This window comes from Campylobacter sp. VBCF_04 NA7 (genome assembly GCF_027737405.1).
Taxonomy (GTDB): Bacteria; Campylobacterota; Campylobacteria; order Campylobacterales; family Campylobacteraceae; genus Campylobacter_B.
In genome coordinates this window covers 23,970-38,118 of record NZ_JAOVTT010000009.1, presented here as the reverse complement: position 1 = coordinate 38,118, position 14,149 = coordinate 23,970, and the positions used below count along the sequence as shown (strand labels likewise).

Genomic DNA, 14,149 nt, shown 5'->3' with positions numbered 1-14,149 from the left:
TAAAATTTGATAAAAATATAAAATTCAGTGGGCAAGGATACCCACCCTACGGTACTAATCAAGAGAAATAACTATGTTTTACAAATTTTGCTATACATTTATTGGCTTTGGATTTTTATCCATATCTCTTGGAATATTTGCAAATAAAAAATTCAAAAGATTTGCAATAGAACATGATTTTTCAAACGCAGGTTATTTTTATATTTTTGTAGCTATTGCGGCGTTTATGATGAGTTTCGCATTTTTTTATCTAGCTTTTCGCTCCGAAAAAAACACAAAAAAATACAAGCAGGATTATATGAAATGTTTAGAGTGCGGTGAAGTATGTAAATATATGAATACAAAAGAAGGTAAATGTCCTAAATGTAACGGAGAAACAATGGAAATTGAAATGTATTATAGAAAACAAAGATTAGACGAGAATAAAACAAATGAAAACAAACGCAATAAAAAACATAAGAAAAGAAAAATAAAAAAATGATAGATAGATTTTTTGCCTTATTTGTTGGCATTATGGCTTTTTTACATGCTTTTAGTCTGTTATACAAACAAAAAGTTTCTATTGGCGTAAAATATTTAGATTTTAGTGATATGGGTATTTTTTATCTTTTGCCAGTATTTGCATTTTTTATTTTGGGTAGTTTTGGGTTTTATTTTGCTTTTCGCTCTGAAAAAAACATAAAAAAATATATTGAATTCGCTCGTTGCAAAAAATGCAAAAAAGTTTATAATTTTTCCGACACAAAAGATATGATTTGCCCTAAATGTGGTGGCAAACTCCAAGATTATGCCGAATTTGAAAAAGAAAAACAAGACGAATTTAAAGAAGCTGAGAAATTCCAAGATGAGTGGATAAAACAAATCAAAGAAGAAAGGAAAAAGAAATAAGTATCGTAGGGTGAGCACCTTGCCCACCATAATGTTACCAAAATTTTCGCTAGGCAACTCTTGCCACACTACAACTAAAATTTCGGCGCAGTATCCAAGATTGCCTCAGCGTGGAATTTTAAAAGCGGTTGCGAAAAGCAAAAGCAGTTCTCACAACCGAAATTTTAAAATTTTAATACGAATAAACTAATCCGTATTTTTCAGTGATTTTTTTCAACTCGCCGTTTGCCTTCATTTCGGCGATTACTTTATTTACGAAACTTTGCAAATCGCCCTTGTTTTGCGACATCAAAGCCCCGATTTCATCGCGCGTAAATGGACTTTCTAGTAGCGGAGCGGCTAGTTTAGGGTTGTTTGCCACATAATACGGCGCCTCAGTGGTCTCTGTGATCATCACATCGGCTGCGCCTTTTGCGATTTGCGCTGGGATCTCGGCATTTTTCTTATGGACGATGATTTTAGCGTTTTTAAAATTTGCCCTCGCAAATTTCTCGTTCGTTCCGCCTGGGTTTATCATCACGCGAACGCCCTTTTTATCGATACTCTCTAAGCTTGTGAATTTCGCAGCGTCGCCCTTGCGGCACAAAATCGTCTTACCGCTAGCAAGGTAACCATCGCTCATTAGCATAGTTTTTTTGCGTGTTTCGTTAATCGTAATGCCCGTAGTCGCGATATCGAAGCGCTCTGCTTGCGTATCCTCGCTCAGACTTGGCCAGCTAGTAGCGACGAACTCAGGCTCCACGCCAAGCTTCTCGGCGATTGCCTTTGCGATATCGATGTCAAATCCCCATAGCGTGCCGTTTTGCTCGCGCACACTTAGCGGTTTATAATCCCCAGTAGCGCCCACTAGGATAGTTCCGCGAGATTTGATTTGATCTAGCGTAGGTTGGTTTAACGCGGGTTGATTACTCGCACAACCAGCGAGCAAAAACAAAAACGAAAGCCCTAAAAAAAGTGTTTTGAAATACTTTTTCATGCAATTCCTTTCTAAAAAAATTTGAAATTTTAATTTAATTTTTGAAATTTACCCTCGCCGACCTCGTAAATTTTGGTATCAAACCTAAGGCCGTTATCGTAAAATTCCTCGCTAAATGCCCGCTCATAGCGGTTTAATGCAAAATTTGAATAAAAATAGTCAAACCCGCTAAGCGCGCTGTATGCAATCCACTCGTAGCGCAAATCCACGCCAAGGCTAAGCGCGCGATGAAGAAGCGAGTTTGAAACCGGCGAAATGGAGTTTGCAAGGTAAAATTTCCCGCCAATCGCGCTTGGAAGCGCACCGATAATCTCGCCGTCAAAGCCCACTTGCGTGGCAAGCAGGTTTTGCGTGTTTAGCTTTTTGTGCGAAATTTCGCCGATTACGGAGAGTATTTTAGAACTAGGCAAATTTAGGATAAAATTCGCATTTTGTGGCAGTTCGCCCTCAAAATCAAACACCGCATTTCGGTTGCTTTTAATCGTGTAAAATTCCTCGATATTGCGACTATCAAACGCCATATCGTTTAGCACCTGCGACAGCGCGCTCTCATCGCCGATAGCGTATAAATTTTCAGCGAAACGCCCCAGCAGATACTGCATTTGCTCGCTGTAATCAATACCGCCAAAATATATATTATTCGACACGAACCCGCTTAAATTTTGATTTAGCGTCGGCACAAAAACCATACTACTATACTGCGAGTTTTCATCTACCATATCCACGCCAGATCTATTTAAGGGAGCGATTATGAGGGCGACATTATCGCGCTCCATAGCTTCAAGTGCCGCTACAATGCCCTCCTCGCTCTCATTTCCTATGTAATAAAAGCGCAAATTTGCCTGCAAATTTTTCTCACTCACAAAGGCTAAAAGCGCATTTGCAATGCTATCTGCGCGCGAGCCAAGGATATTTTGCGCCATTAAAACACCCACTTTAAAGCCCGAATTTTGCGAGTTTTCAATCGTCGCACTCATCGCATTTGCCACGAGATTATACACCTCGCCTTTCTCGCTGTCTGGGTCCCAGAGCGTGTATCCCTCATCTAGGCTTTTTTGGATAAAATCCTCGCCCTCAAACAAAATCTGGGTGCTAGAATTTTCATCATCATTTATCGTAAAATTTAAATCTTTTAGCGAAATATTTTCGTCATCGTGCGCCAAGCAAAAAACAGCGATTAAAAGCGCAAAAATCGCTCTCACAAAAATTCCTTTATCTTACGCAAATCATCGTGAAAAAGTGGAATTTGGCTTGGGTTTTGGCTTAGGAAATTTAGATCAAATGTCGGTATAAAGGTAATCCCGCCCTCACGAAATGGCGTGCCGTGAATCAGCCTGATATCTGGGAGGTTGTTGTTTTTAAGCAAAATTTTAGCGCACAGCTCGCCAAGGCATAGCACGACTTTGGGGCGGATTATTTTAATCTCGTCGATAGCGTAGGGAGCGCATTTGAGTATGATTTCAGAGGTGAGTTTTTTATTTAAATTTAGGGCGCATTTTATCAGATACGACGCGTAAATTTCGTCGATTTCCAAACCGCAAAACTCCTTCAAACTAGCCCTAAATTTCTCGCCCAAATTCCCGCTAAATGGCTCACCGCTCTCATCTTCTGCGTGCGTTGGGCACTGAGAGATTACCATTATTTTAGCGTTTTTATCGCCATAAGGCACCATGGCGTGGGTGCGTGTTTTGGATAGTTCGCACAGCGCGCAGTTTTGCACGCTATGCGAAAGGCTATCAATATCGCTAAAAAATCTCTCGCCACTAGCAAGGATTCCAGCGTCGATATACCTGTAACCAAACGCCTTGTAGCAAAGCAATCTATGAAGTTTCGAGCCCTGCATTACTTCATTTTCCTTGCGACAAATCCGCGATCAAACCCGGCTAAATCTTTGTAAAATTCAAAGGCAAATCCATGCTCGCTTAGTGTTTCTTGCATGCTTTGCTTTTGATCATAGCCCATTTCGCAAAGCAGATATTTCGTGCGATTTTCGCTTAAAAAGATTAGTTTTTTTAGCTTCTCATCGCCCTTCTCGCCACCGATTAGCGCCAAATTTGGCTCTTTTAGCACTCTCTCATCGAGCTTATACGAGGAGGCGATATATGGCGGATTTGATACTACGATATCGAAATCCCCCTGCACCCCGCTTAGGTATTCACAATGCACAAATTCAATATCCACACCCAAATTTTGGGCGTTTTTGCGCGCTACTTCAAGCGCACTTTCGCTGATATCAGTGGCGGTAATTTGCGCGTCTGGGAAAAATTTTTTAAGGCAAATCGAGATTATCCCGCTTCCAGTGCCGACCTCGCAAATGCGCGGAGTTTTGAAAAGATGAGCCACGCTAAAAGCCTTATCGACCAAAATTTCAGTCTCGAAGCGAGGTATCAGCACCCGCTCATCGACGAAAAACTCAAAATCGAAAAATTTGCACTTGTTTGTAATGTATTCAAGTGGCACGCCAGAAGCGTAAATTTCGACACTTTGGCGAAATTTTTCCTCATTTCGCATAGCGTGGTTAAAGAGCATTACAAACTCTTCGTTGCTTAAATTTTCGCTAAATTTCAAAAGCTCCCTTGAAACATACCTAGAATTTGTCCTGCCGTGCGCCCATTTTAACGCCTCGAAAATTTTCATTCTAGCTCCTTGATACGCTCATACAGGCTCGGGTGCGAGTGGTAAATCGCGCTGTAAAGCGGGTGAGAAATCGGAAAAGTTTTGTTTTCGCTACCAAGTTTTTTAAGTGCGCTAATCATATCATTTTTACTCGCATTATCTGCGCCGAACCTGTCCGCGCCAAACTCGTGCATACGGCTAAATTTCGACATCACAGGCTCCAAAAAACTCTGCAAAATCGGCAAAAATAGCATGATAAAAATCAGCGTCGCACCGCCGTCGCGCACTAAATTTAGCGCGTCAAAAACCCCATTTGTAGCCAGATTTCCAAACACGCCAAAAATCACAATCAGCATAAACGCCCCAAGCGCGATATTTTTGAGTATGTCGCCGTGTTTGAAATGCCCTAGTTCATGCCCCAAAACTGCCAAAATTTCACTCTGGCTTAGCTTTTTTATCAAAGTGTCAAAAAGCACGACCTTTTTACTCGCCCCAAGTCCGCCAAAATACGCATTTAAGCGATTATCGCGCTTGCCTGCGTCGATGACGAAAACGCCACTACTTTTAAAGCCACATTTTGCGAGTAAAATCTCGATTTGCGATTTTAACTCGCCCTCAGCTAGTGGCGACATTTTGTTAAATAGCGGCGCGATGAGTGTAGGATAAATCAAATTTATCAGCAAAATTAGCCCAAACGAAAATCCAAACCCATACACCCACCAAAACTGCCCCAAATTTTGCACGCAAAAAACTAGCGCAAAAACCACCAAAAAGCCAAAAATTAGCGTTAGCGCAAGGGCTTTTAGCTTATCAGCGATGAAAATTTTAGGCGTGATTGTGGAAAATCCTAGTTTTTTGTCTTTGATAAAAGTGGCGTAAATTTCAAACGGCAAATCAATCACCCCGCCAAGTATGATGAAAACTAAAACAAAAACGCTTTGGATTAGGATACTTGCGCCGCCCTCCAAATTTACGCCGCACCCGCCAAATTTGGCGTAGATAAATTCCTGCAACGCACCCGCACCATAACAAATCCAAAAAATCGCGACCAAAAGCCCAAACGCAAGGCTAAAAATTTCAAATTTCAGATTTGTAATGCTGACAATTCCAGCCTTTTGATAGTCTGCTTCGCTTAAAATCACGGCTGGTTTTTTGGCGTTTTCTTTGATAAAATTTAGCTGTAAAAGGGCTAATGAAATTTTATAAATCGTGTAAATTATATAAATGATTATCAAAAAATAAAGCATAAATTTTCCTATTTTAAATTTTCAGCCAGCGAGAGCACCTCGAAATATTCGTTTTCCATTTGATTTAGTGCGCCCTTTTTCTCTTCGAGCTCTTCAAAAAGCGGTTGAAGCCCGATTTGTTGGTAAATTTCAGGGGTTGAAAGAGCGTGATTTAGCTCTTTTATTCTATTTTCTATCTCTTCGATTTTGGCTGGATATTCTTCTAAAATTTTGTTTTGTTTATAACTAAGTTTAGTCGTGGCGGTTTTTTCTTTTTTATTTTCTTTGATTTCGGGCGCAGTATCCCCCGCGCTAGAAGCGACCTCGCTTTCATAAATTTCAAGGTCTTTTATCTCGTCTTCATACTCCAAATACTCGCTGTATGGTATATAAATCTGCTCGATTTTGCCCTTTTCAAACGCCCAAAGCTTGTTTGTGATTTTGTCGATGAAATATCTATCGTGGCTTACGATGATAACTGCACCTTCGAAGCTGAGCAAATAATCTTCCAAAATGTTGATTGTAGCGATATCCAAATCGTTCGTCGGCTCATCTAAAATAAGGCAGTCGTATTGCTCGGTAAAAAGCTTGGCAAGGGCGACGCGGTTTTTTTCGCCACCGCTTAGCACGCTTACTGGTTTATCCAAAAATTCTTTTGGGAATAAGAAATTTTTAAGATAGCCATAAACATGCATATAATGTCCGCGCACCATAATGTGATCTCCGCCATTTGGGCAAAAAATCTCAATCAAACTCTTATCGCCTGAAATTTCAGACCTAGCCTGATCAAAATAGCCGATCTTAATATCGCCCCTTTTGATCTCGCCCCCGTCAATGCGAGTTTTGCCAATTAACATTTTTAATAATGTCGATTTTCCAGCACCATTTGCGCCGACTATGCCAATCCTCTCTCCTTGCAAAACCCTAGCCGAAAAGCCCTTAAAAAGGTCTTTTCCATTTAAAATTTTACTTACATTTTTGCACTCGAAAAGCATTTTTTTGCGGTTCTCGCCACCTGTGCCGTTGAAATTCCTACTAGCGCGTTCAAGCTCCAATTTCACGCGCCTTATCACGCCCGGATTTTTTTTGGCTTCTTCTCTCATGGCTAGCACGCGGGCTTTGCGACCCTCGTCGCGTTTGAGCCTAGCTTTGACACCACGATGAAGCCACTCTTCTTCGTATTTTAGCTGTTTTAAAAGCGTTTCATGGGATTTTTGCAAGCTAGCTAAAATTTCTTGTTTGCGCCTTAAATAGTTTTCGTATCCGCCATCAAAAAAGCTTAGTTTGCCCTCCTCTATCTCGATACTTCTGGTCGCAAGTTTGTCGATGAAATAGCGATCGTGCGAGATGAAAAGTATGGTTTGCTTCGAATTTAAAAGCATATCCTCCAAAAATCTCACCATATAGACATCAAGGTGGTTTGTCGGCTCATCGAGTAGCAAAATATCTGGCTTTTTTAGCACCAGCGCACCAAGTGCCACGCGGCGAATTTCGCCCCCACTTAGCGTGCAAGCCGAGCGGTTTTCGTAAATTTTAAGCCCAAAATGCTCCAAAATTCGCTCGATTTTATTGTCGATATTCCAGCCATCTTTGGCGTCGATAAATTTATTTAGCTCATTTTGGCGGGTTAGAAGTGCTTCGTTTTGGGGGTCGTTTGAGATTTGTTCTAAAATTTGGTTGTATTCATCAATGGCATCGTAAATTTCTTTGAGTTCGCGTTTTAGGGCGTCTTTGACAGAGAGATTATCGTCAAATTTCGGGCTTTGTTCTAGCATTTGGATATTTATGCCATTTTGCGTGATGACACGACCGCCGTCGATTTCATACTCACCAGCGATGATTTTCATCAGCGTAGATTTTCCGCCGCCGTTTTTGCCGATGATTGCGACTCTCTCGCCAGAGCTTAGGCTGAAATTCACGCCGTCAAGGACAGTGTTTGAACCGAATTTTTTAACTACATCAATCAAATCAACTAATGCCAAAATTTGCCTTTATAGATAAAATTTGTCGATTGTAGTAAAAAAAATATTAAATTTGAATAATTTCTAAATTTAATCTATGAATTTTTCGCTAAAATGCGCTTCTTATTTTAAAAAAAGAGAATTAATGAAGGAAATTTCACTAACAAAACTAAGCCTAGCAATCTATGCGGATATGTTTTTGCGCCTAGTTACCGCGCTGATTAACACCTATATGATAAGCCTTGTCGATGTCAGGCTCGTAGGCGCGCTGGGCGCTGGCAATCAGGTATTTTTGCTTTTTATCACGGTTTTTGGGTTTTTGGCTGTGGGTTGCTCGGTCGTGGTCGCCCAAGCTCTGGGGGCTAGGAATAAAATTTTAGCCCTGCGCGCAATACATACTAGCATTACCTTTAACGCCCTAATCGGCGGACTTAGCGGGGTTTTTGTATTTTCGTGCGCCACGCTTTTACTCCGTGCCTTACAGGTGCCAAGCGAACTTCTCGCTGATAGCACGATTTATCTAAAAATCATTAGCATTGTCTTTGCAATCGACGCTGTGGCGATAGTTTTTAGCGCGATAATCCGCGTGTATGGCTATGCAAACTACATAATCATCATCTCAGTAACGATGAATATCATCACTTTGGTTGGAAATTTTATCGCACTTTTCCAGCCCTTTGGACTGCCATTTTATGGGCTTTTTGGCGTGGGAATTAGCACGATTATCGGGCGGATTGTGGGCGTGATACTTTTCGCGCTAATTGCCGTAAAAATCATAAAACTAAAATTTTACTTTTCAATGTTTTTGAAAATAAAATTTGAAATTTTACGCAAAATTTTATCCGTGGGACTGCCGAGCGCTGGGGAAAATCTGCTTTGGATCACGCAATATCTAGTCGCCTTTGCCTTTGTAGCGAGTATGGGCGAGGCAAGTCTTACGGTGCAGACGATTTATTTTCAGATTTCAAGCTTTATTTTCTTTGGCGGAAGTGCCATTAGCATGGCAAACGAGGTCATCGTAGGTCGCCTAGTGGGCGCAAAAGAGCCAGAACGCGCGTATTCACACACCTTTCACGCGCTAAAAATCGGTCTAATCGTCACGGCGTTTTTCATCGCGGTCGTCTTTTTCACGCGCGAGCTAATCATGAGCGTGCTAAATCTGGGTGGGGCGCACAAAGAAATCATGCGGCCGCTGTTTTATCTAACGATAATCTTAGAGCTTGGGCGCACTTTCAATATCGTTTTCGTAAATGCTCTACGCGCCAGTGGCGATGCGAGATTTCCGTTTTTAATGGGGTTAATCTTTATGTGGGGCGTGTCGCTTCCGGTGGGGTATTTTTTAGGCATTTCGCTTGGAATCGGGATTTTGGGCGTTTGGATTGGGTTTTTGTGCGATGAGTGGCTCAGAGGCGGAGCGAATACTTGGCGGTGGATTAGCAAAAAATGGCAGAGCAAACGATTAGTCTAAATTTGGGCGAAATTTGCGTCGTGGCTAGTTTCAAGCGCGTCAAATACGCTAGGATTCGCATTAGTCCTGATTGCGCCGTGCGCGCTAGCGTGCCGTGGTTTTGGAGCGCGAAAAGGGCGCAGGAATTTATCGCATCGCATGAAATTTGGATTAAAAAAACCTTAGAAAAATACGAAAATTTGGCGTTAGATGAAAATGAAGTAGAAATTTTAGGGCAAATTTATGAGCTGAAATTTGGCGAGAAATTTGCGGATTTGTGGAATACTGCGCCGAAATTTAGTGCGCAAAATTTTAGCGGTGGCGATACTGCGCCGAAATTTAGTGAGAGTAGCGCGAGTGATAGTGCGCTAAAATTTGACACAAATTTTGCGAGTGATAGTGCGCCGAGTGCCACGCCAAACACGAATTCCACGAACGCCACGAACGCCACGAACGCCACGAACGCCACGAACGCCACGAACGCCACGAACGCCACGAACGCCACGCCAGCCACGCCAGCCACGCCAGCCACGCCAGCCACGCCAGCCACGCCAGCCACGCCAGCCACGCCAAACGAAATTTTGGCGCAAAATTTGGCGAAATTTAACGGCAAAATCGCCGTTTTAGGAAGCGAAATTTACTGCGCAAACGAGATAGAATTTGCGAAATTTAAGAAATTTTTGGCGTTAAATTTATACAAAGATTTGATTAAACTCTACTTGCCGTTCGTGCAAAAGAGTGTCAATCGCCTAGTCGTGCGCGATATGAAGACGCGCTGGGGCAGCTGCAACAGCACGAAGGGCTACATAAATTTGTCGTTAAAATTGGTCGAAAAAGATTTGCGCTTTGTCCATTATGTCGTGCTTCACGAGCTAACTCACCTCATCTACGCCCACCACAGGCGCGAATTTTACGACTTCATAGCTGGGATTATGCCTGATTTCAAAGAGCGAATTAATCTGGTGAAAAATAGATAATTTGTGCCCCTGTTGTCATTGCGAGAAAAGGCGCAAGCCTTGACGAAGCAATCTACGCGTGCAAAATTTAGAGAATTTTTAAAATTTATCAAAATTTATAATCTCTATTCTGCTTTGTTTAGCTCACTAGTAGCCTTGTGAATTCTACTAGAATTACTCATTTTTTGTCTCCTTATTAGAAAATTTTTATTTTAAATTATTGTCAATATCTCTGTGAAATATGCTTAATACATATTTTCTTAATTCGTCGTGGTCTTTTTGATTAAAATAAAACATATTGATAGTTGGAGCAACTTTCCACCTTTCGATCGAAGCCCACTCTATGTTTATTTGAAATTTTCTAGCATATTTCCAAAAATTTTTAAGACTTTTGTTTGATTTTTTATAAATTCCCATAAAGACTAAAATTTCTAAAAATTCAGCTACAAATAACATAAATATTGTGATAAGCACACTCAATAAGAATAGTCCAAAACTATCCCTAGAACCCAAATTTGCTATTATAAATCCACTTAAAAATATCCAGCCAAAAGCCTCTGTAAAGATTATGCGTAAAAAAGAACAAAATACCATTTTGCCTTCTTCTTTTTTTACATGCGAAATATCATAACTGATTGGATTATCATAAGGATTGCAAAGCACAATCCTATCTCCCATAACTCGGAAATGTATTGTCTCATCGACTTGATTTTTATGATTGTAAAATACAGCTTTTGAGTTGTAGAAATAAGTATAGTGTGATTTCATATTAGAAATATTTAAAAAATCAAGCAATAACATAAAAATCATTATAAATCCAAAAATAACAATTGTTCGTATAGTTTCGCCTATTTCTAAATATCCGTATTCAAATTCATCAAATTTGTTTAAAATAAACAATGAAGCAATAACCCAAAATGCAAAAATTAGTAAAAAATTGAAAGCCAAAGCCCAGCTAGTATAATTACGCAAAACCAACGGCTCTTTATCGTAATCCCTCAAATTCTTATTTTTATTAAAAATATCGTTTTTGAAATTTCTGTTTTCCAAATTTAATCCTTTTATAAAATCTCGGTCAGTATCTGTGATACTGAATTTTTTAAATTCACAAATTTAAACCTACTTCTGAATTTTGAAATTCAAGCAACTAGTAAAATTTAAATTTGCATTTTTAATCATCTCTCCCTCACTCACACTTCTTGCTTTGCTCTGCGATTAAGCTAAGCTTTTTAAGCGTTAAATTTGATTTTAGTATGTGAGCTTGTAGCTCTGATTTGGCTTCTATGGTGGCAATTAGCGAGTTTATCGCTTCAATTTTATTACTAAAATTTCGCAATTACACGAAATTTGCGTTTTGGAATTTTAAAATCGTAGATTGCCACGAATTTTTGCTTCGCAAAAATTCTCGCAATGACAGATTAAGCAAAATTTGCGCTTTGATTACCGCGCAACGGCAAATCAGGCGCAGGGTTCATAGATTCGCGCCAAGCGCACCTTGCAAAGGCAAAATCACCCTCACTCGTCTTTTTTGCACTCTTGCGGGTTATTACAGCCACAGCCCTCGCATTTGTTGCAGGAATTTTTGTTTTTCGCAAAGCTTCTTGCCGCCAAAAACAAAAGCCCACCAAGCACCACTAAAACCGCGATTGTTCCGATATTTTGTGTTAAAGTTTGCATATCAAATTTTCTCTTTATAAGGTTTTGCTAGCATTAAAATCATCAGCACAGCGCACGCGCACGCCACGAAAAGCCCCACTCCCACGCCTTGCGCACCACTAAAAAATCTGCCGAATTGATAAATCATAAGCGCGACCGCGTAAGAAAACAGCGTCTGATACACAAGCGCAAACGCCGTCCAGCGCGCACTTCTCATCTCTTTTGCGATTGTCGCCATTGCCGCTATGCAAGGCGCACAAAGCAGGTTAAAAGCCAAAAACGCATATCCACTAAGCGTGTCAAGCCCCGAGAAATCGAGTATCCCAAAGACCGCCACGACCTCTTCTTTGGCTACTAAGCCCATAAGCGTGGCGATTGCAGACTTCGCGTCGCCAAAGCCCAGTGGCGCAAACACAGGCGCCACAAACGCGCCGATTTTACCGATAAAGCTATCGTTTAAATCAAGCTCTATGTCAAAGACAAAGCCTCCGTCCGCGAAGCCAAACCTCGATCCGCACCAAATCAGCACCGATGAGATGAAAATTATCGTTCCAGCGTTTTTGATAAACGAGCTAACGCGCTCTTTGACGCTTCGGTAAATATTTTTGAGCGTCGGCATGTGATATGGCGGCAGCTCCAAGACAAAAGGCGCAGGTTTGCCCGCAAACATCGGCGTTTTTTTAAGCATTAGCCCTGAAATCACAATCGCGCAAATCCCTAGAAAATACGCACTAGGTGCCACCCACCACACTCCGCCAAAAAGCGCAGCGGAAATGAGCGCAATCATCGGCATTTTTGCCGAACACGGCATAAATGTCGTCGTCATAATGCCCATTTTGCGGTCTTTTTCGCTCTCGATTGTGCGCGTAGCTAGCACGCCAGGCACGCCACAGCCTGTGCCGATTAGCATAGGGATAAAGGACTTGCCACTAAGCCCAAATTTACGAAATGCGCGATCCAGCACAAAAGCCACGCGCGTCATATATCCGCACGCCTCCAAAAACGCTAAAAAGATAAAAAGCACCGCCATTTGTGGCACGAAGCCAAGCACCGCTCCCACACCGCTAATAACGCCGTCGATTATAAGACTTTTTAGCCACTGCGCGCAGTTTATGCGCTCCAAAAACTCGTCCATTACCACAGGAAGCCCACGCAAATACAGCCCATACTCGCTAGGATTTGGCAAAATTTGGGCCTCTAAATTCGCACTAGCTAGTGAAATTTGCTCTTTTAAATTTGCGTTTGAAATTTGCGAAATTTCACCGCTTAGCGCGTCAAAATTTTCGCTAAATGCGCCAAAATCACCTTCATTGCAAGCAGTTTTGAGATTTTCTGAGGCTGCGCTAAATTCAGGATTTATCAAATCTAGCGCGCCTACAAATTCGCTCGTGCAAATTTTGCTTTGCAAATGCTCGCTAAGAGCCTGCTCGTATTTTTCGCCACTTCCCACGAAAAATCCGTCGCCAAAAATCCCGTCATTTACGGTGTCCGTCATCAGCCCACCCACGCCCGTAACCGAAGTGTAATACACGATAAACATAATCACCGCAAAAATCGGCAAAGCGAAAATTCTATGCGTCAAAACCTTGTCGATATTTTCGCTGGCATTTGCCACGAAATCTGTGTTTTTGATAAAACACGCCTCTTTTACACGCGCGATATAGTTGTATCGCTCGTTTGCGATAATCCCCACGCTATCGTCATCGAGCTCGGTTTCACAGGATTTTATTTTTTCCTCGATTAGGCTAAATTTGGCTTTTTCGATTTTTAGCTCTTTTAGCACGCTCTCATCGCGCTCAAAAATTTTAACCGCATACCACCTATCACCCTTTTTGCCCTTTAAAACAGCGTCTTCGATATGTGCTAGCGCGTGTTCGGCTGCGCCACAAAAATCGTGTTTTGGGTGCGGGGCAGGGTTTTTGCTAGTCTCGATTGCTAGCTCCACGCATAAATTCGTGCCGATATTTTTAAGCGCAGAAATCTCCACGCACGGCGCGCCAAGGGTTTTGCTAAGAAGTTTTAAATCGATTTTATCGCCTCTTTTGCGCAAAATATCGGTCATATTCACAGCGATTACCATTGGAATTTCAAGCTCCAAAAGTTGCGTGCTAAGGTATAAATTTCGCTCTAAATTCGTCCCGTCGATGATATTTAAAATCACATCTGGATTTTCGTGCAATAAATAATTGCGCGCCACAATCTCTTCTGGCGTGTATGGCGAGAGCGAGTAAATGCCCGGCAAATCGGTGATTATGATATTTTCTTTGCCGATTAAACAGCCCTCTTTTTTTTCAACCGTTACGCCCGGCCAGTTGCCCACAAAGGCATTTGCCCCAGTTAGGGCGTTAAAAAATGTCGTTTTGCCACAATTTGGATTTCCTACAAGTGCGATTTTTATCATTTTTACTCTTTAAAATTGCAAA

General features: G+C 41.4%; 13 protein-coding genes. 4 read left to right on the top strand and 9 right to left on the bottom strand.

The annotated features are described in order from the left end of the window. Nucleotides 1–73: 73 nt before the first annotated feature. Both OFO00_RS07475 and OFO00_RS07470 read left to right on the top strand, forming a co-directional pair. On the top strand, nt 74–481 hold the full coding sequence (locus OFO00_RS07475; protein WP_270865512.1) for a hypothetical protein: 408 nt from the start codon (nt 74–76) through the stop codon (nt 479–481). After that, nucleotides 478–888 carry a hypothetical protein gene (locus tag OFO00_RS07470; RefSeq protein WP_270865511.1) on the top strand — a complete coding sequence of 137 codons (411 nt, stop codon included), beginning with the start codon at nt 478–480 and terminating at the stop codon, nt 886–888. Before OFO00_RS07475 ends, OFO00_RS07470 begins: the two co-directional genes overlap by 4 nt. A gap of 172 nt (nt 889–1,060) precedes the next feature. Here the strand turns inward: OFO00_RS07470 and OFO00_RS07465 are convergent, their stop codons facing one another. Genes OFO00_RS07465 through abc-f form a run of 6 tightly spaced genes read right to left on the bottom strand, consistent with a single transcriptional unit; the run spans nt 1,061 to nt 7,688 of the window. Further along, on the bottom strand, nt 1,061–1,864 hold the full coding sequence (locus OFO00_RS07465) for a transporter substrate-binding domain-containing protein (protein WP_270865510.1): 804 nt from the start codon (nt 1,862–1,864) through the stop codon (nt 1,061–1,063). Nucleotides 1,865–1,893: 29 nt separating this feature from the next. Next, on the bottom strand, nt 1,894–3,066 hold the full coding sequence (locus OFO00_RS07460; RefSeq protein WP_270865509.1) for a hypothetical protein: 1,173 nt from the start codon (nt 3,064–3,066) through the stop codon (nt 1,894–1,896). Continuing rightward, a complete protein-coding gene (locus OFO00_RS07455) occupies nt 3,063–3,707 on the bottom strand; it encodes a uracil-DNA glycosylase (RefSeq protein WP_270865508.1) in 645 nt (214 codons plus the stop codon). The genes OFO00_RS07460 and OFO00_RS07455 overlap by 4 nt, the downstream gene beginning before the upstream one ends. Beyond that, nucleotides 3,707–4,501 carry a peptide chain release factor N(5)-glutamine methyltransferase gene (gene prmC / locus OFO00_RS07450; protein ID WP_270865507.1) on the bottom strand — a complete coding sequence of 265 codons (795 nt, stop codon included), beginning with the start codon at nt 4,499–4,501 and terminating at the stop codon, nt 3,707–3,709. The genes OFO00_RS07455 and prmC overlap by 1 nt, the downstream gene beginning before the upstream one ends. Continuing rightward, nucleotides 4,498–5,727 carry a M48 family metallopeptidase gene (locus OFO00_RS07445; protein ID WP_270865506.1) on the bottom strand — a complete coding sequence of 410 codons (1,230 nt, stop codon included), beginning with the start codon at nt 5,725–5,727 and terminating at the stop codon, nt 4,498–4,500. The genes prmC and OFO00_RS07445 overlap by 4 nt, the downstream gene beginning before the upstream one ends. 8 nt (nt 5,728–5,735) lie before the next feature. After that, nucleotides 5,736–7,688, bottom strand: a complete 1,953-nt coding sequence (gene abc-f, locus OFO00_RS07440; RefSeq protein WP_270865505.1) for a ribosomal protection-like ABC-F family protein — start codon at nt 7,686–7,688, stop codon at nt 5,736–5,738. A gap of 124 nt (nt 7,689–7,812) precedes the next feature. Between abc-f and OFO00_RS07435 the strand changes: the two genes are divergently transcribed. Both OFO00_RS07435 and OFO00_RS07430 read left to right on the top strand, forming a co-directional pair. After that, nucleotides 7,813–9,135, top strand: coding sequence for an MATE family efflux transporter (locus tag OFO00_RS07435; RefSeq protein ID WP_270865504.1), 1,323 nt, complete (start codon nt 7,813–7,815; stop codon nt 9,133–9,135). Then, nucleotides 9,111–10,091 carry a M48 family metallopeptidase gene (locus tag OFO00_RS07430; RefSeq protein ID WP_270865503.1) on the top strand — a complete coding sequence of 327 codons (981 nt, stop codon included), beginning with the start codon at nt 9,111–9,113 and terminating at the stop codon, nt 10,089–10,091. Before OFO00_RS07435 ends, OFO00_RS07430 begins: the two co-directional genes overlap by 25 nt. A gap of 186 nt (nt 10,092–10,277) precedes the next feature. Here OFO00_RS07430 and OFO00_RS07425 read toward each other — a convergent pair whose 3' ends face one another. The 3 genes from OFO00_RS07425 to feoB form a co-directional block, all read right to left on the bottom strand. After that, nucleotides 10,278–11,120, bottom strand: coding sequence for a hypothetical protein (locus tag OFO00_RS07425; protein ID WP_270865502.1), 843 nt, complete (start codon nt 11,118–11,120; stop codon nt 10,278–10,280). Between the two features lie 465 nt (nt 11,121–11,585). Beyond that, nucleotides 11,586–11,747 (bottom strand): FeoB-associated Cys-rich membrane protein, encoded by a 162-nt coding sequence (locus OFO00_RS07420; protein WP_270859196.1) that lies wholly within the window; start codon nt 11,745–11,747, stop codon nt 11,586–11,588. 1 nt (nt 11,748) lies between these two features. After that, on the bottom strand, nt 11,749–14,127 hold the full coding sequence (feoB, locus tag OFO00_RS07415; RefSeq protein WP_270865501.1) for a ferrous iron transporter B: 2,379 nt from the start codon (nt 14,125–14,127) through the stop codon (nt 11,749–11,751). Nucleotides 14,128–14,149: the final 22 nt, after the last annotated feature.

Excerpts from the sequence above, each read along its gene's own strand:
- prmC (WP_270865507.1), bottom strand. The coding sequence starts at position 4,501 with ATGAAAATTTTCGAGGCGTTAAAATGGGCGCACGGCAGGACAAATTCT.
- OFO00_RS07430 (WP_270865503.1), top strand. The coding sequence starts at position 9,111 with ATGGCAGAGCAAACGATTAGTCTAAATTTGGGCGAAATTTGCGTCGTG.
- OFO00_RS07435 (WP_270865504.1), top strand. The coding sequence starts at position 7,813 with ATGAAGGAAATTTCACTAACAAAACTAAGCCTAGCAATCTATGCGGAT.
- OFO00_RS07455 (WP_270865508.1), bottom strand. The coding sequence starts at position 3,707 with ATGCAGGGCTCGAAACTTCATAGATTGCTTTGCTACAAGGCGTTTGGT.
- feoB (WP_270865501.1), bottom strand. The coding sequence starts at position 14,127 with ATGATAAAAATCGCACTTGTAGGAAATCCAAATTGTGGCAAAACGACA.
- OFO00_RS07420 (WP_270859196.1), bottom strand. The coding sequence starts at position 11,747 with ATGCAAACTTTAACACAAAATATCGGAACAATCGCGGTTTTAGTGGTG.
- OFO00_RS07445 (WP_270865506.1), bottom strand. The coding sequence starts at position 5,727 with ATGCTTTATTTTTTGATAATCATTTATATAATTTACACGATTTATAAA.
- OFO00_RS07470 (WP_270865511.1), top strand. The coding sequence starts at position 478 with ATGATAGATAGATTTTTTGCCTTATTTGTTGGCATTATGGCTTTTTTA.
- OFO00_RS07475 (WP_270865512.1), top strand. The coding sequence starts at position 74 with ATGTTTTACAAATTTTGCTATACATTTATTGGCTTTGGATTTTTATCC.
- OFO00_RS07465 (WP_270865510.1), bottom strand. The coding sequence starts at position 1,864 with ATGAAAAAGTATTTCAAAACACTTTTTTTAGGGCTTTCGTTTTTGTTT.